The sequence below is a fragment of the Planomonospora parontospora genome (genome assembly GCA_014647935.1).
Classification (GTDB): domain Bacteria; phylum Actinomycetota; class Actinomycetes; order Streptosporangiales; family Streptosporangiaceae; genus Planomonospora; species Planomonospora parontospora.
Genome location: BMQD01000031.1, coordinates 21,149 through 42,201 on the forward strand (window position 1 = coordinate 21,149; position 21,053 = coordinate 42,201).

The 21,053-nt window shown below is 72.5% G+C and carries 21 protein-coding genes; 12 read left to right on the forward strand and 9 right to left on the reverse strand.

Translation table 11 applies throughout. The features are described from left to right. Window positions 1-181 precede the first annotated feature (181 nt). From IEZ07_RS31080 to IEZ07_RS31095, 4 genes are all read left to right on the forward strand, one after another. The gene (locus IEZ07_RS31080) at window positions 182-1,168 is read left to right on the forward strand and encodes a glycoside hydrolase family 16 protein (protein WP_191898065.1); all 987 of its coding nucleotides are present in this window, start codon (window positions 182-184) and stop codon (window positions 1,166-1,168) included. A 140-nt stretch (window positions 1,169-1,308) separates the two neighbouring features. Further along, window positions 1,309-2,181, forward strand: a complete 873-nt coding sequence (locus IEZ07_RS31085; protein WP_191898066.1) for a CPBP family intramembrane glutamic endopeptidase — start codon at window positions 1,309-1,311, stop codon at window positions 2,179-2,181. 94 nt (window positions 2,182-2,275) lie between these two features. Then, window positions 2,276-2,848: a putative glycolipid-binding domain-containing protein gene (locus IEZ07_RS31090; protein WP_191898067.1), complete on the forward strand. Its 573-nt coding sequence runs from the start codon at window positions 2,276-2,278 to the stop codon at window positions 2,846-2,848. 170 nt (window positions 2,849-3,018) lie between these two features. Continuing rightward, a complete protein-coding gene (locus tag IEZ07_RS31095; protein ID WP_153054320.1) occupies window positions 3,019-3,693 on the forward strand; it encodes an NUDIX domain-containing protein in 675 nt (224 codons plus the stop codon). Here IEZ07_RS31095 and IEZ07_RS31100 read toward each other — a convergent pair. Further along, the gene (locus IEZ07_RS31100; protein WP_191898069.1) at window positions 3,638-4,270 is read right to left on the reverse strand and encodes a GNAT family N-acetyltransferase; all 633 of its coding nucleotides are present in this window, start codon (window positions 4,268-4,270) and stop codon (window positions 3,638-3,640) included. The two genes, IEZ07_RS31095 and IEZ07_RS31100, sit on opposite strands and share 56 nt — an antisense overlap. A 105-nt stretch (window positions 4,271-4,375) precedes the next feature. Here IEZ07_RS31100 and IEZ07_RS31105 point away from each other — a divergent pair, with 105 nt between their 5' ends. Further along, window positions 4,376-4,867 (forward strand): GNAT family N-acetyltransferase, encoded by a 492-nt coding sequence (locus tag IEZ07_RS31105; RefSeq protein ID WP_191898070.1) that lies wholly within the window; start codon window positions 4,376-4,378, stop codon window positions 4,865-4,867. Between the two features lie 85 nt (window positions 4,868-4,952). Here the strand turns inward: IEZ07_RS31105 and IEZ07_RS31110 are convergent, their stop codons facing one another. Together IEZ07_RS31110 and IEZ07_RS31115 are read right to left on the reverse strand one after the other, a co-directional pair. Continuing rightward, on the reverse strand, window positions 4,953-5,306 hold the full coding sequence (locus IEZ07_RS31110; protein WP_191898071.1) for a DUF742 domain-containing protein: 354 nt from the start codon (window positions 5,304-5,306) through the stop codon (window positions 4,953-4,955). Next, entirely contained in the window at window positions 5,303-7,555 is a 2,253-nt protein-coding gene (locus IEZ07_RS31115; RefSeq protein WP_191898072.1) for a sensor histidine kinase, read from the reverse strand. Before IEZ07_RS31115 ends, IEZ07_RS31110 begins: the two co-directional genes overlap by 4 nt. A 174-nt stretch (window positions 7,556-7,729) precedes the next feature. Between IEZ07_RS31115 and IEZ07_RS31120 the strand changes: the two genes are divergently transcribed. Beyond that, window positions 7,730-8,071: a hypothetical protein gene (locus IEZ07_RS31120; RefSeq protein WP_191898073.1), complete on the forward strand. Its 342-nt coding sequence runs from the start codon at window positions 7,730-7,732 to the stop codon at window positions 8,069-8,071. Here the strand turns inward: IEZ07_RS31120 and IEZ07_RS36070 are convergent. Then, window positions 7,981-8,436 (reverse strand): barstar family protein, encoded by a 456-nt coding sequence (locus IEZ07_RS36070; RefSeq protein ID WP_239321050.1) that lies wholly within the window; start codon window positions 8,434-8,436, stop codon window positions 7,981-7,983. The genes IEZ07_RS31120 and IEZ07_RS36070 overlap by 91 nt on opposite strands. A gap of 110 nt (window positions 8,437-8,546) precedes the next feature. Between IEZ07_RS36070 and IEZ07_RS31130 the strand changes: the two genes are divergently transcribed. The 4 genes from IEZ07_RS31130 (at window position 8,547) to IEZ07_RS31145 (ending at window position 12,554) form a co-directional block, all read left to right on the forward strand. After that, window positions 8,547-9,551 carry a DMT family transporter gene (locus tag IEZ07_RS31130; protein ID WP_191898074.1) on the forward strand — a complete coding sequence of 335 codons (1,005 nt, stop codon included), beginning with the start codon at window positions 8,547-8,549 and terminating at the stop codon, window positions 9,549-9,551. A gap of 9 nt (window positions 9,552-9,560) precedes the next feature. Further along, entirely contained in the window at window positions 9,561-10,193 is a 633-nt protein-coding gene (locus tag IEZ07_RS31135) for a GntR family transcriptional regulator (RefSeq protein ID WP_068898280.1), read from the forward strand. A gap of 76 nt (window positions 10,194-10,269) precedes the next feature. Then, window positions 10,270-10,620, forward strand: a complete 351-nt coding sequence (locus IEZ07_RS31140) for a hypothetical protein (RefSeq protein ID WP_068898282.1) — start codon at window positions 10,270-10,272, stop codon at window positions 10,618-10,620. A 548-nt stretch (window positions 10,621-11,168) separates the two neighbouring features. Beyond that, window positions 11,169-12,554: a sugar transferase gene (locus IEZ07_RS31145; RefSeq protein WP_373868895.1), complete on the forward strand. Its 1,386-nt coding sequence runs from the start codon at window positions 11,169-11,171 to the stop codon at window positions 12,552-12,554. Window positions 12,555-12,593: 39 nt separating this feature from the next. On the opposite strand, the gene IEZ07_RS31150 is transcribed toward IEZ07_RS31145, so the two are convergent. From IEZ07_RS31150 to IEZ07_RS31170, 5 genes are read right to left on the reverse strand one after another with little or no spacing between them, the layout of a single operon-like run. Continuing rightward, on the reverse strand, window positions 12,594-13,916 hold the full coding sequence (locus tag IEZ07_RS31150; protein WP_191898076.1) for a glycosyl hydrolase: 1,323 nt from the start codon (window positions 13,914-13,916) through the stop codon (window positions 12,594-12,596). Between the two features lie 14 nt (window positions 13,917-13,930). Then, window positions 13,931-15,244 (reverse strand): RCC1-like domain-containing protein, encoded by a 1,314-nt coding sequence (locus tag IEZ07_RS31155; protein ID WP_191898077.1) that lies wholly within the window; start codon window positions 15,242-15,244, stop codon window positions 13,931-13,933. Beyond that, window positions 15,241-16,542 (reverse strand): ParB N-terminal domain-containing protein, encoded by a 1,302-nt coding sequence (locus IEZ07_RS31160; protein ID WP_191898078.1) that lies wholly within the window; start codon window positions 16,540-16,542, stop codon window positions 15,241-15,243. The genes IEZ07_RS31155 and IEZ07_RS31160 overlap by 4 nt, the downstream gene beginning before the upstream one ends. Continuing rightward, entirely contained in the window at window positions 16,542-18,083 is a 1,542-nt protein-coding gene (locus IEZ07_RS31165; RefSeq protein WP_191898079.1) for a lipopolysaccharide biosynthesis protein, read from the reverse strand. Before IEZ07_RS31165 ends, IEZ07_RS31160 begins: the two co-directional genes overlap by 1 nt. After that, window positions 18,080-19,867, reverse strand: coding sequence for a Wzz/FepE/Etk N-terminal domain-containing protein (locus tag IEZ07_RS31170; RefSeq protein WP_191898080.1), 1,788 nt, complete (start codon window positions 19,865-19,867; stop codon window positions 18,080-18,082). Before IEZ07_RS31170 ends, IEZ07_RS31165 begins: the two co-directional genes overlap by 4 nt. A 191-nt stretch (window positions 19,868-20,058) precedes the next feature. Between IEZ07_RS31170 and pssD the strand changes: the two genes are divergently transcribed. Continuing rightward, complete coding sequence (gene pssD, locus IEZ07_RS31175) at window positions 20,059-20,493, forward strand: PssD/Cps14F family polysaccharide biosynthesis glycosyltransferase (RefSeq protein WP_239321047.1); 435 nt, start codon at window positions 20,059-20,061, stop codon at window positions 20,491-20,493. After that, window positions 20,490-21,038, forward strand: a complete 549-nt coding sequence (locus IEZ07_RS31180; protein ID WP_191898082.1) for a glycosyltransferase — start codon at window positions 20,490-20,492, stop codon at window positions 21,036-21,038. The genes pssD and IEZ07_RS31180 overlap by 4 nt, the downstream gene beginning before the upstream one ends. Window positions 21,039-21,053: the final 15 nt, after the last annotated feature.

The following is a 21,053-nucleotide window of genomic DNA, read 5'->3' on the forward strand; positions in this document are numbered from 1 at the left end:
TGATGACTATCTGCGACATAACTGCTGCTGTCAGTGACAGTGCTGCAGATGGGGACGTCGTGGGTGAGGAACGGGGACCGGAGAAGAGGACGCGGCTTCGCCCGCACCGCCCGCCACGGGGGTGGTCCGATGCCCTGCCGGGCTGCCGGCGGCCCCGGGTTCCCCGCCGGGAGCGCGTCCGATGACGGTCCACGGGCTCAGGGGAGCCGGTGGGCGGGTCGCGGTCACCGCGGCGGCCGCTCTGCTCCTGGGGGCGGGGACACCGGTGCAGGCCGGGACCGGGGTGGACGATCCGCCTTGGCCGGGGACGCCCGGAACCGGCACGGTGCCCCTGCCGGGGACGCCCGGAGTCGGCATGGTGCCCTTGCCGGGGGCGGGGGAGATCGCGGGTGGGCTGCCCGGGATGGGGGTGCCCGATGACGCGGTGGGGCAGGCATCCGGGACGGCTGCGCCGGGGGACGTGGACGCCTCGGCCGCGGAGGTCCGCTCCTTCCGGGACGAGTTCACCGGCCCCGCCGGGAGCGCGCCCTCGGCGTCGAAGTGGAAGCAGCTCACCGGATGCATGTGGGGGCACGGGGTCGAGAAGCAGTGCTACACCGCCGGCGGCCGTAACGCGCGACTCGACGGCGCCGGCCACCTCGTGATCAACGCCCGGCGGGAGAAGTACGTCGGCGCGGACGGGGTGTCGCGGAGGTACACCTCGGCGCGGCTCGTCTCCAGGGTTGCCCGGGCGGGCGGGACCCTCCGGGTCCGGGCGAAGCTGTCGCGCCGGCAGGCCGGAGCGTGGCCGGCGATCTGGCTGCTCGGCACGCCGGCGGCGAAGACGCCGCACTACGGCGAGATCGACCTGATGGAGAACGGCCTCAACGGGGCCGCCTGGGATCCGGAGTACCACGTGCACACCTCCGGTGCCGGTTCCGGCGCCGGAGGGGCGTACGGCGTCGACGCCACCCGCTGGCACGTGTACGAGGTCAGGTGGACCACGGGCCCGTCCGGCCGGGTGTGGTTCCGCATCGACGGCAGGCTCGTGCGGGTCCTCCCGTACCGCGTGCCGTCCGGCTCGCCCGCCGAGGTCATCCTGAACATCGCGGTCGGTTCGCAGGCGGGCCGTCCGGCGGCGGACCTGGACAGCACCATGACCGTGGACTACGTGCGGATGGGCGGGTGACGGCCCGGTCCGTCCGCACGTCAGGGGATCGCCAAGGCGGACCACGGGACGGTATGGGCGAGGCCAGACATGGTCCAAGCCACGGTGCGGAATGCCCACGCCTCATGCGTCCGGAGGGTCGCCGTTCCTAGCTTTGGCGCATGCGCTCCGATCGTCTCGAACCCGTCTGGCGGTCCGCTCTGACCGTGGCGGGCCTCTTCGCGTCCATTTTCACCGTCCTGTTCGTCTCGTTGATCCCCGGAATGTCGGCGGACGCCTTCTACCTGGTGGCCGGGGCCGGGGTGACCGCCTGCGCGATCGGCCTGACCTGGTGCGTGCAGCGCGTCGTCGAGGGCCGCTCCTGGACCGAGCTCGGGCTGGCCGTCTCCCGCCGGGCGGCCGGCAGGGCACTGCTCGGGACGGCCGCGGGAGCCGCCGCGGTCTGCGCGGCGAACGCCCTGTGCGTCGCGCTCGGCGCCGCCGACTGGGCCCCGGACGCCTCCCTGGCGAGTGTCCCGGCCTGGCTCACGGTCACCGTGCCGGCGGCCCTGCTGGTGCAGGCCGTACCGGAGGAGCTGTGGTTCAGGGGCTACCTGTTCCGGCACCTCAGCGAGTCGCTGCCGCCGTGGGTGACGGTGGCCGTCACCTCGGTCCTCTTCGGCGCCCTGCACATCATCTCCCAGAGCGGGGCCGGCTCCCTCCAGGAGAAGCTGCTCTACGTGGCGCAGGCGACGGCGTTCGGATTCGTGCTCGTCGCCTGCCGGATGGCCACCGGGGAGCTCTGGCTCGCCGTCGGCTTCCACGCCGGGTACGACATGCTGAACGAGCGGCTGATCGCTCCCGGCGAGGGTCTCTACTCCGTCAACCTGATCTGCCTGGTCGCGGTCCTGACCGCCGCCGCCGTGCTCACCCTGCGCCGACGGCAGCGCCGTGCGCCCCTCGACTGGCGGGCGAGGCCCGTTGCCCCGGCCGCCCGGACCGTCCCTGCCGCTCCGGCGGTCGAGGAGCGGCCGCTGGCCGGTTCCGCCGTGTGACGGGGCGGCCCGCGCGGCCTTCCGCCGACGCGTGGTTCACCCCGGTTCTCCGGGGCACGGAGGAGCTGGAGGGTTCTGCGGGAAGGAGGGCGCGATGCGCGGGCTCGTGTGGATGAAGGACGAGGGGGCCGAGTACGCCGAGGTGGACCTCTCGTCGGGGCTGACGGCGGTCGGGGTGGCGATCGGGACGGATCCGGTGCCCTACCGCCTGGAGTACTCCCTGCGCACCTCGGCCGAGTACGTGACCGAGCTGCTGACCGTGCGGGCGCATGGGGCGGGCTGGGCGCGCGCGCTCGACCTGCGGCGCGGCACCGACGGCGGCTGGTCCTGCGAGACCAAGTGCGAGGGCGGGCTCGAAGGGCCGGAGCCCGGCGGGGACATGATGGGCCTCAACGACGCGCTCGACTGCGACCTCGCCCTGTCCCCGCTGACCAACACGATGCCGCTGCTCCGCCACGGCCTGCTGCGGAGCCAGGGGCGGATGGGCTTCGTGATGGCCCTGGTCCAGGTGCCCCACCTGCACGTGGTCCACCACCCGCAGAGCTACACGCACCTCGGGCCGGACTCCGTGCGCTTCGAGAGCGAGGGCTTCAGCGCCGACCTCGTCTGCGACGGCGACGGCATCGTCACCGACTACCCGGGCCTGGCGAGGCTGGCGGTCCGCTGACCCGTCCTCCGCCTCGCCGGCCCGCGGCCCGCCGACCTGCCGCCGGCGGTCCGCCGGCCTGACCGTCGCCCGGCTTCGGGTGCATTGTGCTCATGTACAGTGCGGAGTCGGTATCACCCGGCCGCGCGGTGGGGCCGGCCGGAGGCGGGGCGGGACCGAGGGGGAGAAACGTGTCGGGTGGGGTGCCGGGGATCGACGTCCCCGACCGGCGGGGCCGTACTGGGCTGGACCGGGAGGGACTGGACCTGACCGGCAACCCCGGGGTCCGGGTGCGCGAGGTGGAGCTCCTCTCGTCGAGCTGGTACGTCCTGCGCAGGACCACGTTCGACTACCTGCGGGCGGACGGCTCCTGGGACACCCAGGAGCGCGAGACCTACGACCGGGGCAACGGCGCCACCGTGCTGCTCTACGACGCCGGGCGCGGAACGGTCCTGCTGACCCGGCAGTTCCGCTACCCGGTCTACGTCAACGGGCACCCCGACGGCATGCTGCTGGAGACCGCCGCGGGACTCCTCGACGACGACGACCCGGAGACCGCGATCCGGCGCGAGGCCGCCGAGGAGACGGGCTGTGAGATCGGCGAGGTCCGGCACGTCTTCGACGTCTACATGAGCCCCGGTTCCGTCACCGAGCGCGTGCACTTCTTCGCCGCGCCGTACAGCACCGCGCACAGGACCTCCGGCGGCGGCGGGGTGGCCGGGGAGGGGGAGGACATCGAGGTGGTGGAGCTGCCTTTCGCCAAGGCGCTGGACATGATCTCCACCGGGGAGATCGCCGACGCCAAGACGATCATGCTTCTGCAGTGGGCGGCGCTGTCCGGTCCGTTCTCCGGCCGAGATAGGTGAGCGGTCCCGGGTCGGCGACGGGGATCTCGTGGAAGCCGAGCCGGTCGTAGAAGGCGCGGGCCGCGGTGTTGGCGGTGACCATGCCGAGGTGGACGTACTCGACGCCCTTGCGGTGCAGCGCGTCGAGGAAGGCGTTCATGAGCGCGCGCCCGTGGCCCTTGCGCTGGTGGTCCGGGAGCAGGTCGATGTGGAGGTGCGCGGGGTATCCGGCCAGCTCGGGAACGATCATGCGCTCCGGGCGGTACATGAGATCGATCATCACCTCGCTCGGAGTGGACGGCGGCCCGTCCAGAGCGGGGAAGCGCTCTCTCAGTCGGGGCAGCCAGGACGCCCGGTAGGCCTCGACGAAGGCGGGGGTGTCGGCGGTGCCCAGGACGTAGCCGACGGCACGCTCCCCGTCGTCGAGGACGAAGGTCAGGTCGGGCTCCAGCTCGGCGTAAGGAGCTGCGAAAATGCTCGGCATCAGCTCCAGGTCGGGGTAGATGTGCCGGGAGTCGCCGCCCTCGTGGGCGGTGCGCACGCAGATGTCGTAGAGCGCGGCGTGGTCGGTGGCGCGGTACGGCCGGACGATCGTCATGGGGTCCATGATGCTCCCGCTGGGAGCGCTCTCACAAGATATGCGGGTGTGGGAAGATCGAATTCGGCGTCGTTCCGCTCCGGCGGTGATCGGTAGGGTGTTCGCGTGGTCGAGGTGAGGTTGAGGGGGTGGCACCCCGGTGACGTGCCCGCCGTGCTCGCGGCCTTCGCCGTGCCGGACATGGCCCGGCAGGCGGCCAGGCCGATCGACACGCCCGAGGCCGCGCTGGAGTGGATGGGCTTCTGGGGGTTCCGGGACGACGCGCAGGCCTTCGCCGTCACGGTGAACGGCGAGGTCGTCGGGAACGTGGCGGTGAGCAACATCGACGCCCACGACACGGGGTGGGTCTCCTACTGGACCTCGCCGCACGCCCGGGGCAGGGGTGTCGCGACGGCGGCGGCGGCCGCGCTGGCCGAGTGGGCGTTCAGGGAGCGCGGGTTGTTCCGCCTCGAACTGGGACACCGGCTGGACAACCCCGCCTCGTGCGCGGTGGCGGTTCGGGCGGGGTTCGCGGCCGAGGGGATCGAACGGGCCAAGCTGAGGTACGGGGACGAACGTCACGACGTGGAGCGGCACGCCCGGCTGGCCACGGACTGAGGGCCGAGGGGCCGGTTCTGAGGGCCGACCGGTTCTGAGGGCCGAGCGGCCGGTTCCGGCGGTCACGGGCCGCCACGGGAGCGGGTCAGAGGGTCCTCAGCCCGGCCAGGACGTCGCGGAGGAGGTCCACCCGGGGCTGCGCCCCGCCCGATGACGTCCGTACGGTCACCAGCCCGGCGTCACGCAGGTCCCCCAGGAGGACGCCGACGACCCCGACGGCCAGGCCGGTGCCGGATGCCAGCTCGGCCACCGAGATCGGCCGCCGGCAGGCCGCCAGGACCCTGCGGTGCTCCGGCGAGAGGCCGGGGGCCGCGGACCCGGTCGCCGAGACCGTGGCGATCAGGTCGAACCGGGCACCGGTCGGCCGGGTCCGTCCCCTGGTGACCGTGTAGGGGCGGATGATCGGTCCGGCGTCCTGGTCGAGCCAGCGCTCCGTCATTTCCCATCACCCTCCTGCTCGGCACGGCGCCATCCCTCGCGGAACGACGCCAGGACGCGGCTCGGCACGGGGGGCGGCTCTTCGCCGTCCGGGTGCCGTGACCGCTGCGGCAGGCCGCCGGGTACGGCCTGCCGCGGGGGGGCCTGCCCGGGCACGGTACGCCGGACACGCCTGGGCAGGCCGCCGCCCGTGGCGGCGGCCCGCTCGGATCGGACCGGCTCGGATCGGACCGGCTCGGATCGGACCGGCTCGGATCGGACCGGCTCGGATCGGACCGGTTCGGCCCCGATCGGTTCGGGCCGCTCGGCCTGTTCGACCGGTTCGGTCCTTTCGGCCCGCTCGACCTGGACCGGCCGCTCGGCGGGCGGCTCCGGTGTCTCGGCGACCAGCTCGTCCGGGATGAGCACGATCGCGGTGGTGCCGCCGAACGGTGACGGCCGCAGGGAGACGCGGATACCGTGGCGGGCGGCGAGTCTGCCGACGACGAACAGGCCGAGCCGGTCGCTGTCGGCCAGGTCGAACTCCGGCGGGTGCGCCAGGCGTTCGTTGAGCTGGGCCATCTCCTCCGGGCTCATCCCGAGGCCGCGGTCCTCGACCTCGATCGCGTACCCCCGGGCGGCGGGCTCGCCCTGCACGAGCACCGGGGTGTTCGGGGGCGAGAAGATCGCGGCGTTCTCCACCAGTTCGGCGACCAGGTGGACCACGTCGGTGACGACCGTGCCGGCGAGCGCCGGGCCGTGCGGCACCTCGACCGTGACGCGGCGGTAGTCCTCGACCTCCTCGACCGCGGCGCGGACCACGTCGTAGATCGCGACCGGGGTCCGCCAGCCGCGGCCGGGCACCGAGCCGGACAGGATGATCAGTCCTTCGGAGTGCCGCCGCATGCGGGTGGTCAGGTGGTCCAGGGCGAACAGGTTCTCCAGGGTCTCCGGGTCGGTGGCCCTCCGCTCCATCGTCTCCAGCATGGCGAGCTGCCGGTGCAGGAGGGACTGGCTGCGCCTGGCCAGGTTGACGAAGACCTTGCCCACGCCCTTGCGCATCTCGGCCTGGCCGACGGCGGCCTCGACGGCCGTCCGCTGCACCGAGGAGAACGCCTCGCCGACGCTCACGATCTCGGCGGTGGTGCCGTGGTTCAGCGCGGGGGACTCCGAGACCGGGCAGACGTCCTCGCCCCTGCGCAACCGCGCGACCACGTCGGGCAGGCGCCGGTTCGCCAGGTCGAGGGCCGCCTGCTGGAGGCCGACGAGCTCGGAGCCGATCCGGCGGCCGAAGCGCACCGAGACGAAGATCGAGGCCGCGACCGCGACCAGGCCGAGCCCGCCGGCGACGCCGATCTGGATCAGGGTTCCGGCGGCCAGCGGCTCGGCGCGGTCGGCGATGCGCTGGCTGATGTCGCCGGCGAGTCGGTCGAGGGTGTCGGAGAGGGCGATGGCGGCCGTCGCCCAGGAGGCTTCGGGCCGGGCCGCGGTGGTGAAGGTGTTCTCGACGCGTTCGAAGGCGGAGTGGGCCGGCGAGGTCGCCAGGCGCGCGTAGGACGCCTGGAACTCCTCGTCGAGCTGCTTGACGCCGATCGAGTAGAGCAGCCTGCGGCTGGTGGTCAACTCGGCGAACCGCGCGCGCTCCTGCGCACCGATGGCACGGGCGGAGACGACCCCGGAGACGATCGCGGCCTGCCGGCTCAGCATCTCGCGGCTCCGCCCGACCACGGTGGCTGCCCGGACCTGGTCGATCAGGTCGATGTCGGCGGAGATCCGGAGCTTCTCGTAGACGTCGAAGGCCAGCTGGACGATCTCGCTGTAGGCGTCGAGGGTCTGCAGCCGCCCGGCGGAGCGGGTGTCCACCCCGCTGCGGGCCTCGGTGAGCCGGTCCGCCGCTGTCAGCAGCCGGACGATCCGCTCCCACAGGGGGCCGGGGATGTCCGCCCGGCCCTCCGCGGACATCCGGTCGAGCTCCGCGCGCGCGGTGTTGGTCCTGGACCGCTGGGCGTCCAGTGCGGAACGGGAGGCCGCCGGGTCGCCCAGGAAGGTCAGGGACAGCAGCCGCTCGTGCTGCAGGGCGGTGGCGAACGCGCGGGTCGGGACGGTCACGTGCTCGTGGACCGTGCGGACGACGAGAAGCTCCTGGCCGCTCCGCAGGGTGATCGCCGCCGCAAAACCCCAGATCGTCACGAGGGAGACGAGGGGGACCAGGAGCAGAGTGAAGATCTTGGTCTTGATCGAATATGTGCGGCGGGTCACAATACCTCGCATCGTGGATATGCGCGGTTAACGGTGGCGAAACTGTAGCAACGCGGAGCACGCGCGGCCAGGGACGCGCGACCCCCTTCCGCGGCGCCCCTGAGGAGAAAAATTCTGTGTCCCCGAGGTAATGCGGAACCGCGGGCACTCCGGGCACGTCTTTCCTGAGGATTAGGGGAGGCGTCCATGACAGGGATGGCGGAGCTGGCCGGAGCAGAGCTGGCCCGCGCGGCGCAGGCCGTGCTGACCAGGGGCGACGAGCTCGAGCAGTCGGGGGCCGTGCAGCTGGTCAGGTTCGGCCCGCTGCGGGTGATCGCCGAGGTGGACGACTCCGCCGCGTGCGTGGACTTCCAGGTGGCCGACGGGGTCCTGCGGTGGTCCTGCACCTGCCGCGAGGGCCGGGAGGGCGCGTTCTGCGCCCACTGCGCGGCGACGGCTCAGTCGGTCAGGAGGAAGACGGAGAGGAAGGCCTTCTCCGGGGTGTCGTCGGTCACGGCCTCCGAGAGCGCGGTCCGGATCGCGTCGTAGGCGGGGCGGTCGGCGTCCCTCAGGACCGCGGTCTTCGTCCAGACGAGCGCGTGCTCGCCGGGCGGCAACCAGGACAGGTCGGTCAGGCAGTCGTACAGCGCGTCGAGGTTGTTGCCGAAGGTGTCGGGGAACGACAGCGCCTCGGCGATGGCCGTCATGGCCTCGGCCGAGGTGGTGATCTCCGAGCCGTCCAGCCGGTGCGGCGTGGCGGTGCCGATCCTCTGCCGGAAGGCGGCCTCGGCGCCTTCCTCGAACGTTCCCCTGGACAACGAGGCCACCTCCGCGGGTGTCGATGACGAAGGGCCGGTGACGAGGTCGCCGGCGGGAGCGTCGTGGTCCCCGGCGCCGGTGCCCCGGAGTCCCACGCGGGGGAAGCTACCCGCTCGTACTCGGAGGAAACGGTGGTGGACCGGCCGTCTTCGGCCAGGTCGCAAACAATTGGACTTTCATTGTCTGGTTGTCTGACAATGCTTCCATGAAGCTCGCCGTTCTCGGCGCCGCCGTGCTCTGGGGCACCGCGGGGACCGCCGGACTGCTCGTCTCCGGGGTGGACCCGATCTCCGTGGCGGCCGCCCGCCTGGTGGTGGGCGGCCTGGCGCTGGTCGCCACCGCGGTCGCCACGGCGGCCGTCACCGCGGATGGGCCCGCCGTACGGGTGCCGGCTCGCCGGGGCCTGCTCCTGGCCGCCGCGCTGGGGGTGGCCGCCTACCAGCTCTGCTACTTCGCCGCGATCAGCCGGACCGGTGTGGCCGTCGGCACCGTGGTCGCCATCGGCAGCGGGCCGGTCTTCACCGGTCTGCTCTCCTGGGCGCTGGACCGCGTCGCCCCCACCCGGCGCTGGGCCGGGGCGACCGCGGCGGCGGTCGCGGGCTGCGCCGTACTCACCGGCGGGGGAGGGCAGGTCCGCGCGGACGGCGTCCTGCTCGCGCTCCTCGGCGGGCTGCTCTACGCGTTCTACGCGGTGGCGGCGGCCCGGGTGATCGGTTCCGGCGTCCCCTCGGACACGGTCATGGGCGCGCTCTTCGGCGGGGCGGGCCTGGTCATGCTCCCGGTCCTGCTCTGGACGGGCGCCGGCTGGCTCGCCGAGCCGCGCGGCCTGCTCGCCGTCCTCTACCTCGGCTGCGCCACCACCGCCCTGGCCTACGTCCTGTACGGCAGGGGCCTGCGCACCACCCCGGTGGCAACCGCGGCGACCCTGGCCCTGGCCGAGCCCGCCGTCGCCGCCCTGCTCGGTGTCGCCGTCCTCGGCGAGCGGTTCACCCCGGTCTCGGCCGCCGGCCTGCTGCTGATGGGAGCCGGCCTGGTCTCCGCGGCCCTCCCCGAACGGCGCGCGCCGGTACGTCCCGCCGGTGCGGCCGCCGCCTCTGCTTCCGCGGGTGCGGCCGTCGTCCCCGCCTCCGCCGGCACGGCCGTCGCCTCCGTTCCCGGCGGCGCGCTCGCCGACGACGTGCGGACCGCCGGGCCGGGGTCCCGGCAATAGGCTTCCCGTGTGACCGTCCCCCTGCGCCCCGTCTCCGCCGTCACCGCGCTCACCGAGGAGTTGCGCCGCCGGGTGCTCTCCGGGGAGATCCCGCCGGGCACGGCCCTGCCCGAGCAGGAGCTCTCGGCCGCCTACGGGGTGGCCCGGCCGACCGTCCGCGAGGCGCTGGCCGCCCTGGTCCACGAGGGCCTGCTCCGCAGGGAGAGGCACCGCAGCGCCCAGGTGGCCGAGGTGACGGGGGAGGATCTGGACGATCTGATGTTCGTCCGGCGCCCGCTGGAGGACCTGATGGCCGCCTCGCTGGCCGGACGGCGGGTGGCCGAGGCGGACGGGGCGCTGGAACGGATGGCCGCGCTGCCGGGCGACGCGCCCTGGTCCGACGTGGTGGCCGAGCACATGGCGCTGCACCAGGCCCTGATCGTCGCCGTGGGCAGTCCCCGGCTGGAACGGCTCTACGCCGCACTGGCGGCCGAGACCCGGCTGGGCCTGGTCCGGCTGCGCGACTCCTACGCCGACCGGGACGTGCTGGTGGCCGAGCACCGGGACCTGCTCGACGCGATCGGCGCGGGATCGCAGGAGGCCGCCCGGCGGGCGGTCGCCGCGCACCTCGACCACGGCTGGGGCGCGCCCCCCGGGGAGTGATCCGCAAGCGGCGGTGACCGTCCGGCTCGCGCGGCTCTATTGCGTGGAGAGCCCTGGAGTCGTCACAATCGCGGCCATGCACGGCAACTCAGTGCCGGATACCTACGTCTACGTCACCGAAGAAGGCGTGACCCGCCACTACGCGGACGGCAGCGTCGACGCCCTCGCGTGGGAGGACGTCGTCGAGGTGCGGATCGCCGGCGAGAGCGACGCGGAGATCCTGTACATCCTGCTCGACCGGGACGGCCAGGGCTGCGTCGTGCCCCGGTCGGCGACGGACGCCGCCTTCCTCACGAGGCTCCGCTACCTTCCGGACTTCGACGTCGACCGGCTCAGCGCGGCGGTGGACTCCGCGGACGACTCCGCGGTCGTCGTCTGGCGCAGTCCCGAGCCGCCGTCGGCCCTCCCGGATCTGGAGTACGACTGAGACGCGTGCCCGCGAATCGGGCCGAGCCGTCGAGTCGAGCCGGTCCGAGCCACCGGGCCGGGCGGCCGGCTCCGCCGGAACCTGACGCCGTCCTCCACGTTCCGTCCGCTCGCACCGGAGCGCGAACGCAGGCACGCCCGTATGGAACGATCCCGGGGCGGGCCGTCAACGGCAAGAGCTGACAAGAAGCCCTGTGCCCTCAGCCGCAGGAGCCGCACATCCCGGAACTGCATCCCCTTGTTTCACGCGGTGTCACGCCGACCGCCGGGAGACGGCGCGACCTCTCCTGAACGTCCGTGGTCCTCCGTCTACAGGAGATGTTCACAGATGGATGACCAGATGTGGACAAGCAGGTGGAGTTCACCTTAAAACCCGCCCTTCCTATCATGAAGCATATGGATGACAAGGCTGAGTAAGGTGTGAACCACGGCACCTGCAGCGGCGTCTGTTGTGCATGGTGTGGGTCAAGTGCGCGGCGAGGGTGTATGAGCGTTGTTGCTGGTGAAAAAGTCGATGCTTCACGTCCGAGCACGGGTCCTGCGGAGTGGGTGCGGTCGTATGTGCTGACGGCGGCGCTCGCCGACGTCGCCTGCGTGGTCGTGTCGCTCGCGGGCGTCGTCGTGGTGCGGTGGTTCCTGGGCTATCTCAGCTTCCTGGAGATCGTCCTGGCGGGCGTGCTCGTCGTCGTCTGGCCTCTGGTCATGGCCGCGGTGGGCGGCTACGACGAGCGTTACCTCGGAGAGGGTCCCGAGGAGTACCACAAGGTGCTGCGGGCCGCGCTGGGCGTCGCCTCGGCGATGGCCATCATCGCCTACGCGACGCAGACCCCGATCGCCCGCGGTTACGTGATGATCGGGATCCCGCTCGCGGGCTTCCTGGACGCCCTCATCAGGTACGGCCTGCGCCAGCGGCTGCACCGCCGCCGTTACGAGGGGTCCTGCATGCGCCGGGTCGTGGTGGTCGGGCACTGGACTCCGGTCCTCGAACTCCACACGCAGCTGAGCCGCAAGCCGCACCACGGCATGAAGATCGTCGCGGCCTGCGTGCCCTCGAAGGACTCCGACCGGCCCAAGCAGTTCGACGGCTTCCCCGTGCTCGGAGACTTCTCCACCGTGCCCGAGACCGTCCGGGAGGTCCGTGCGGACACGGTCGCGGTCCTCTCCTGCCCCGAGTTCGACGGGGCCGCCCTCCGGCGGCTGGCATGGCGGCTGGAGGAGGACGGCACCGACCTCTACGTCGCCTCCGCGCTCATGGAGGTCGCCGGCCCGCGCATCAACATCCGCCCCGTCGCGGGGCTCCCGCTGCTCCACGTCGCCCACCCCGACCTCGACGGCATCCGCCAGCTGGTCAAGGGGGCCTTCGACAGGATCGGCGCGGCGCTGGCGCTGCTGGTGCTGCTGCCCCTCCTCCTCGTCGTGGCGGCCCTCATCAAGGTGTCCGGCCGCGGTCCCGTCCTGTTCCGGCAGGCCAGGATCGGCAAGGGCGGCCGGGAGTTCACGGTGCTGAAGTTTCGGACCATGATCCCGGAGGCCGAGCAGATCAAGATCGGGCTGGCCGCGTTCAACGAGGGTGACGGCGTACTGTTCAAGATTAGGAACGATCCAAGGGTCACGCCCGTGGGCGCCTGGCTGCGCCGCTACTCGCTCGACGAGCTGCCGCAGCTGGTGAACGTGCTGCGGGGCGACATGTCCCTGGTCGGACCGCGTCCGCCGCTTCCGGAGGAGGTGGCCCAGTACGGCGACGACGTGCGCCGGCGCCTGCTCGTCAAGCCCGGCATGACCGGCCTGTGGCAGGTGAGCGGCCGCTCGGACCTGACCTGGGAGGAGTCGGTGAGGCTGGACCTCAGGTACGTCGAGAACTGGTCCCTCGTGCTCGACCTGCAGATCCTGTGGAAGACCTGGTCCGCGGTCACCCGCGGCGTCGGAGCCTACTGAGCGGGCGGTTCCCGTCGCGGGGGCCGGCGGATGCGCCGTTCAGCGCGCCCGCCGGCCCTCGCGGCGTACGGGTCGCCGGCCCCCGCGGCGTACGGGACGGCTCCGCATGGCCTGGCGGGAGGGAGCGAAGAAGTCCGTCATGCGTACGCAGTCGCCGATCTCGCACGGGCCCCCGGCACCGAAGGCGGAGTGGCTCCCCATCTCCCGCCACGCCGCGAGGGCGTCGGAGGTCGAGGCGTAGTCGAAGTCGCAGGCCCACTCCTCGTCCAGGTTGCGCGCGTCCCAGGCGAGGACCGCGCGGTACTGCTCGTAGCCGGGGCTCAGCAGCGTCCGGGTCGCGTCGGCGAGCCACTCGGCCCGCCGGCCGGGCTGCGCCGGGTCCTCCACGGAGCCCCACTCCAGGAGCATGAGTCCCTTGTCGGGGTGGCGCAGGCCGAACCGGCGGTGGCCCTCGATGACCTCGGCGAGGCTGAGCCACTTTCCCTCGGGGTTGCTGCAGTTGTAGAAGTTGTAGGCGTCCGCGGCGATGTGGTCGACGTAGTCGTCGCCCGGGTAGAACAGCTCGGCGGAGGTGTGATCGGTACGGTCGAAGGCCACCGGGGTGACCGTCCAGACATAGCGGGCCAGACGGACGCCCTGCGCCCAGTGGACATCGACGATCTTCCGCCAGGCGTCGACGAAGTCCGCCCCCTCGCCCATGGCGCGGGAGCCCTTCGCCTCCGGCTCGTGGTTGAAGGTGAAGTAGACCACGGCGCCGAAGTCCCGCAGCTCTTGCGCCTGGCGCACGATGTCCGAGTGCAGCTCGCTGCCGGGTTGCGCGTCGGCGATGTCCCGCCAGCGGATGTCGCTGCCGTCCTTGCGGCGCGACTTGACGGAGACGAAGATCGTGTGGCCGGTGTCGCGCGCCCAGACCTGGTGCTCGTTGAAGACGGGCTCGTCCCAGCGCTTGAAGACCCGGACCGCCTCCAGCGGCTGCCCCAGCTCCTGCTCCCGGCCGAGGATCTCCTCGCGGTACTGCCCGACCGCGCCGAACATGATTTTCCGCCCCTGGACGCGGAACGGCTCAGGGGCGGACCCCGCGGTCTCCGGGGAGGACTCCGGTCCCGGAACGGGCTCCGCGGTCCCGGGCTCCGCGGTGGGTTCCACGGTCTCAGGCTCCACGGTCCCGGGCTCCGCGGCCTCCGGCTCCACGGCGGGCTCCGCGGCCCCGGATTCCCATTCCGGATCGGGTCCCCACCCCGGAACGGGCGCCGTGGCCCCGGGGACGGCCTCCCACCCCGGGACGGGTTCCGCGGCGGCGGGGAAGGCGGAGAACGCGATCGCGACCATCGTGGCCAGTGCGACGAACCCGGTACGTCTCATCCTCAGCCCTCCTGTCAGTAGGCCTGCTGCAACACCAGGAGCAGATGGCGCTCGCCCGCCGCGGCGGTGACGGCCCTGCCCGGCTGCTCCCCGCCGGCCAGGACGATCGGGCCCGAGCGGCTGCGGGGGTTCCGGTCCCCGGAGCCGAGCTGGCCCTTGCCGTTGGCGCCCCACGTCCGGACCGTGTCGTCGTCGAGGATCGCGGCGCCGTACGCCTCACCGGCGAAGACGCTGCGGACCGCGCGGAGCACCTCCCCGTTGGCGCCGACGACCTGGACGGGCGTCGTGCGGCGTTCCAGGGTGTTGTCACCGAGCTGGCCCGCGGTGTTGTTGCCCCACGAGACGACGGTGTGGTCCCTCAGTATGGCGAAGTTGTGCTTCTCCGCGGAGGAGACGGCGATGACCCCCCGCAGCGGGCCGCGGCCGCCGGGGCCGGAGACCAGCTCCGGGGTCATGCGCGTCTTGTAGTCGCCGGTGCCGAGCTGGCCCATGTCGTTGTAGCCCCAGGCGGCGACCGAGCCGTCCTGGAGGAGCGCCAGCCCGTGCTGCCCGCCGATGGTGATGGCCGTCACGCCGGTCAGCTGCTCGGCGCCGTCGAGTCCGCGCACGGGGACGGGGAGCGAGCGGTCCTCGGTGGTGCCGTCGCCGACCATGCCGTACTTGTTCGCGCCCCAGGACAGCAGCGAGCCGTCTTCGAGCAGCGCCAGCTCGGTCCGTCCGTCCGCGGCGATCGCGGTGACCCCGGTCAGCGGACCCGAACCGTCCGGGGCGAGGACGGTGGTGGGCGTGGGCGGCGCGGTCTCACTGCCGATGCCGCGCTGCCCCGCGTCGCCCTTCCCCCAGGTGACGACCTTCCCGTCGGCGAGCAGCGCCATGGAGAAGTCGCTGTTGGCGGAGAGCGCGACGACCTTCTTGAGCTCGCCGTCCCGCCCGTCCGGGGCGCGTACGGCCACCGGCTCCGAGCGGTCGGTGGTGGTGCCGTCGCCGAGCTGGCCGAAGTCGTTGGCCCCCCAGGCGACCACGGAGCCGTCGTCGAGGAGCGCGAGGGAGTGCCGCCCGCCGGCGGCCACCGCGGTGACCCGGTCGAGCGCGGGCCCGCCGTCGACGCCCCGGACCTGGCCGAGCGCGGTCGCGATCTCCTCGGTGGGATGGCCGAGCTGTCCGTCGGCATTCCAGCCGGTGGCCCAGACACCGCCCGCCACCGCGGACGCCGGGGTCTCGGAACTCTCCGAGGAGGCGGGACGCGTGGCCTCGGAGGTGGCGCAGGAGGCCGACAGCAGCAGGAGGAGGGCTGCGGCCCCGCCGAACAGGCTGCGGCGCGCTGTCATCGGTCCTCCCGGACGCAGGCGAACAGGTGGCGCCGGTAGTTGTCGGCGTACGGAGGCACGGCGTCGTCGTCCGGCCCCAGGTCGACGATCTTCGAGAAGGTGGTGTTGCGCTGGAGGAAGTCGGCGATCATGGAGGGGTTCCAGCCGGCGAGGGAGGTCCTGAACCAGGCCTCGTTCTCCTGGCCGGTGTCGAGGAACAGCACCCGGCCGGTGACCCGGTCGAGCAGCCTGAGCAGCTCCTCCGGGCCGACCGAGGCGCGGCCGAGCACGAAGTGGTGCAGGAGGCTGAAGCAGGAGACCACGTCCCAGGTGCGGTCGGCCGCGCCCAGGATCTCCACGCAGTCACCGGTCTCGATCGCCCCGGCGGGCAGACCGTAGACCGCCTGCCCGAGGGGCACGGCCAACGGGTCGCGCTCGACCCCGTGGGCGTCCATGCCGAGCCTGCCCATCTCGGAGACGAACCAGCCGTAGCAGCTCGCCACGTCCAGGTAGCTCAGGCCCGCCGGGTCTCCCAGGAACTCGCGCATCTTGTCGCGCCGATCGGTGCACTTGCGCACGGTCGGCCAGCTCTCGGCCAGCTCGGGGGCGTCGATGGGCTGGTACAGCTCCCGCGTGCCGTCGAGCCAGCTCATCCGGAGCAGGTGGTCCTGGAGCGGGGTCGTCACCGGGAACCGCTTGACGGTCACCTCGGCGCTGCGCTCGCCCCGCTGCACGGCGCTCGCCAGCCGGTGGTGCCCGTCCAGGACCTGGTAGTAACCGGACCACTTGACCGGGGCGACGAGGATGGGGTCGTCCGGCCCGCTCTGGTAGGTCCGGGGCGCCTGCGGCGCGCCTCCGCGGTGCCGGTCGATGAAGGCCCGGGCCGTCTCCACGATGCCCGCGTCGTCCGTCGCCCAGAAGTATCGGCCGCCGGTGGCGACGGCGCGGCGGGCGAGCGTGCCGTACGGGCTGTCGAGGATCTCCGCGTCGGACGGCTCGCGGCCGTCGGCGAGACGCAGCAGCGCGACGTGGGGGCCTTCGGACACGGGGGTGGAGCCCCAGAGCATGTCCCCGGTCCTGGTGCTGAACTCGGTGGCGGTCCACCCGTTCTGCGCGCCGAGCAGCAGCCGGTCGATGGGGACGGTGACCGAGCCGCGCTGGCGGAGGAGGGCCGTGGACAGCTGGACCCGCACCTTCGCCGGGATCGGCAGGGACTTCGCCGCGGACATGAGCGCGTGCGAAGGCGACGGCCCCGTCAGCCGGCGGAGCACGACGCGTGAGCGCCGCCGCACCGCACGAAGGTTGGCCAGAGCCGACATCAGACCTCCTCGATCACCGGAGCCGCGGCGCCCCTGCGCGTGCGCCGCCGGAGCAGGGCGGACAGCGCGGTGAGGGAGACGCGTTCACGGATTTTCCACAGCAGGATTACATAAATCGCAGCGCACGCTACCAAGCCGGCGAAGAGCACGGGTGTCGAAGCGCCGAGAAGGCGCAGCAGGAGCAGCGGTCCTCCGAACGAGAGGACCGTCGCGCCGGTCGCCCAGGCGAGGCCGCGGCTGAGCGGCGTCATCTCCGTCGCCGCCCTGACCTGGACGAACGAGAGCACGTTGCGGACCACGATGGAGACCGCCCAGTTGACGGCGGCGCCGAGGACGCCGAACCGCGGGATGAGCACCAGTCCGAGGGCCACGTCGATCGCGAGCGCGGCGGCGGTGTTCAGCAGGCTCAGGCCGCTCCGGCCGCTCATCAGCAGCATCGTGTCGACGGGACCCGCGGCCGTGGCGAACATCATCGCCAGAGAGAGGACGAGCACCGGCAGGACCCCCGCGGCGTGGTACTCCTCGGCGAAGAGCGAGAGGTACAGGGACGCGGCGGTGGCGGTCGTCACGTAGACGGGCCACGTCAGTAGAACGGTCCACACGGTGGCCACGGAGAACGTCTGGTGGGCTCCCGCGCGGTCGTCCAGCGCCAGCTGACGGCTCACGACGGGCTGCATGACCTGCTGCACGGCCTGGGTGCCGAGCTGGCCGAAGACCACGAAGCGGCTGGCGACCGTGTAGACCGCCGCGTCGCGGGGCGAGCTGAGCGCGGCGACCATCACGATGTCGGCCCGCTGGAGCGCGGTCTGGCAGACCCTGGCCAGCGCCCGCAGCGCGGTGAAGCGCCAGTATTCGGCGGCCAGCGTCCGGATCGCCGCCGGGGGCTCGGCCTGGGGCGGGCTCGTCCGGCGCAGGCCGCGGTACCACCACGCGGCGGCCGCGAGCGCGGGGAGGTACGGCAGCGCCCACATGAGGGTGAGCAGCGCCGGCTCGTCACCGAGGACGAGGGTCAGCGCGACGCCGCCGATCTGCGCCACCGGCCGCCCGATCCGGTCGATCAGCACGGTGGGCCGCATCTTCCCGTGGGCGCGGGTGGCCGCCAGCAGCACGTTCGCCGCCGCCATGACGGGCAGGAAGACCGCCAGCGCCCGCAGCATGGACGTGGTCTGGCCGGTCCGGGCGCCGTCGAGCACGGCGGCGAGGAAGGGGGCGGCGGCGAACAGGCCCGCCGCGACGAGGACCGAGACGCCCGCCACCGGGATGAGCGCCGCGTCGACGCAGCGGGCCGCGTCGCGGGTACGGCCGAGCGCGAGATGGCGGGGCACCCAGCGCAGCAGCCCCACGTCGCAGCCCAGCTCGCACAGCGCGCCCAGGATGAGGAAGACCGAGGTGGCGGCGAAGAACGCGCCGCTGAGCTCCGCGGAGTACAGGGTGGCGACCAGCAGCACGAGAGCGAACTGGGATATTCCGGTCACCGCGGCGCCGACGAGGTTGACTGAGCCGCCTCTGGCCATCGAGGCCAGGTTGCCCGGCTGGCTCATTTCGAGCGGCCGGTCTTGGCGGGCGTGTCGTTGTTGATCCGGGGGAAGGCCATCGTCGGAGCCTCGTCGGTCATCGGCCTGGGCTCGTCGTCGGGGTCGGGCAGGTCGAGCACCACGATCTCCGGCTCCTCCACGACGGCGTCCTCGTCGACGACCTCCGGGTCCTCTATGACGACCTCGGCCTCTCCGGCCCGGTCCCGGGGCTCCGCCGCGGTGATCGCGGACATGACCGAGGACTCCACCAGGATCGGTTCGGCGGTGGCCCGCGAGGCCTCGCGGGCCACCGCCGCGCGCAGCTCGCGCCGGCTCGGCGGAGTCAGCACGACCGCGCCGATGATCTTCGCTTCGGCCTGCTCGGCCTGGGCGTAGGCGGCCCGCACCTCCCGCCGCCGCGTGACGCCGGCGGTGATCACGAGCAGGGTGGCGTACGAGACCATGTTCAGCGCCTGGCCGTCGGGGTCGTCGAGCGGGGGGCCGGTGACGATGACGAGGTCGGCGCTGTGCCGGAACACGTTCACCGTCTGGAAGAGCCCGCGGCCGAGGAAGTGGCTGGAGGCGTTCTTGAGGTCCGTGCCCTGCGGCAGGAGCTGGGTCTGGGGGCCGGCCTCGCGCAGCAGGGCCTGGGGGTCGTCGTGGTCGAGCAGGACGTCGGTCAGCCCGCGCTGGATGGTCGCCCCGAGCAGCGCGGACGCGCTGGGCGTCGCGGTGTGGTCGGCGTCGATGAGGATCGTCTCGGTCCCGCCCGCGCCCAGGGCGAGGGCCAGGTCGGCGCTCAGCCGCGCGGCGTGGTCGTTTCCGGAGACGCCTGCGACGAGCATCGAGGCGGGCATGTCGGTGATCCTGGTCAGCACCGCCACCCGGAGCTTGCGGAGCTCCTCGTCGTCCTGCGAGTCCGGCGTCGTCAGCGGCTCGTAGGGCTGCGCGGGCATGCTCCTGACGGCCAGGACCGGCACGCCGTACCGCTCCACGGACTCGGCGTCGCGCAGGCGGTCGTCGCCGTACTCCCGCAGCATGCCCAGTCCCAGACCGCCGAGCAGGCCCGCGAGCAGGCCGGCGACCCCGAGCTCGGGCGTGCCGAGCAGGCTCGATCCGCTGGAGGCGGGGGTGGAGGAGATGACCTGCCCGGGGAAGATCGGGGTGCTGGCGAGGTCGTTGGCCTGCTCCTCGAGGACGGCGAGCTGGTTGGTGAACTGAGTCACCCGCTGCGTCAGGTAGGTGCGCCGGGCCGAGGAGAGCTTGCCGGAGGACAGGTCGTTGGTGGCCTTCCGGAGGCTGGCGTCGACCTTGGCCGACTGCTCCTCCACCTGCTTGATCTTGCCGTCGATGATCGACTCTGAGCGGTTCCTGCGATACGTGAGGTAGCTGTTGGCGAACGCGGCCGCGCCCTTGCTCGCGGTGTCGGGGTCGCCCGCGGTGAAGGTGATCAGGAGGGTCTGGGTGTTGGCGGGGACCTCGACCGTCACCCGGTCGGGGATGGAGGCCCGGTCGACGCTGCCGCCGAGGGTGCTCGCCACCCGGTTCATCACCGTGTCGGCGGTGACCAGCTGGGTCTCGCTCGCGAGGTTGATCAGGTCGTCGCCCCTGCCCTCGGGGGAGTAGGGGTTGCCGCTGAGCGGGATGATGAGCACGGTCGTGGAGGCCTTGTAGCTCTGCGGCATCAGCTGGGCCGCTCCCACGCCGAGGAGGGTGCCGAGCAGCACGCAGACGGTGATCAGAGCCTTGCGGTAGCGGAGCGCCTGCACGAGAAGCTGGGAACGGAACGGAGTGGCCTGACCTCCCGCCACGCGGGTCCCCCTAATCGATCTGTGCCGGCTGGGTGAGCCCCGTACGCTGGTTCGACCCCAGATGAACCTTCAAGCCAAAAGCTCGCTCGAAGTTTACCGGAATATGGCTGATGTTCTACTCTTGCTTGAACGAACATCAATCTCACGGTGTAGATCGGGCCAGGGTGACGGCAGCGAGAAGTGTCCTGCTGGTGGCGTCCAGCGGAGGCCACCTGGCCCAGTTGGACGCGCTCGAGCCGTGGTGGCGCGAGTGGGACCGGACCTGGGTCACCTTCCGGACCGACGACGCGTCCTCGCGGCTCAGCGGTGAGCAGATCACCTGGGGACACCATCCCACGACCCGCAATGTCCCGAACCTGCTGCGGAACTTCGTCCTCGCCTGGCGACTGCTCCGGCGGAAGCGCCCCGATCTGATCGTTTCGACCGGAGCCGCGCTCGCATTCCCGTTTTTCGTTCTTGCGAAGATTTTACGCATTCCTACCGTCTACATCGAGGTGTACGACCGGCTTGACAGCCCGACGCTGACGGGCCGGCTCTGCCGCCCCTTCACGACCCTCTTCCTCGTGCAGTGGGAGGAACAGCGCCGGTTCTATCCGGGGGCCACGGTCATCGGAGGGCTTCTGTGACCGACCGGGAGAGCCGGCTCGTCTTCGTCTCCGTGGGGACCGACCACCACCCCTTCGCCAGGCTGGTCGAGTGGGCGGACGCCTGGGCGGCGGACGCCCGGGGGCGCGACGTCAGATGCGTCGTGCAGTACGGCAGGTCGCCCGCTCCCCGCGTCGCGGAGGGGCACGCCTACCTCGGCCACGACGAGCTCACCTCCCTCATGGCGCGGGCCTCGGTGATCGTCTGCCACGGAGGACCGACGACCATCGCGGAGAGCCGCCGCCGCGGGCTGCTCCCCGTCGTCGTCCCGCGCTCACCGGGCCTGGGCGAGCACGTGGACGACCACCAGGAGCGGTTCTGCGCCCGCCTGTCCGCCTCCGGCCTCATCGCGCTCGCCCGGGACGAGGCCGGGCTGAGGGACCGGATCGACAGGGCGCTGGACGACCCCGAGGCCTTCCGCGCGGAGGCCGCGACGGACTCGATCGCCGCGACCGTCCGCCGGTTCGGCACCCTGGTCGACGAACTGCTGGCGGCCAGGCCCGGCCGGACCCGGCCCTCCTCCTGAACGCCGGGCCCGGCG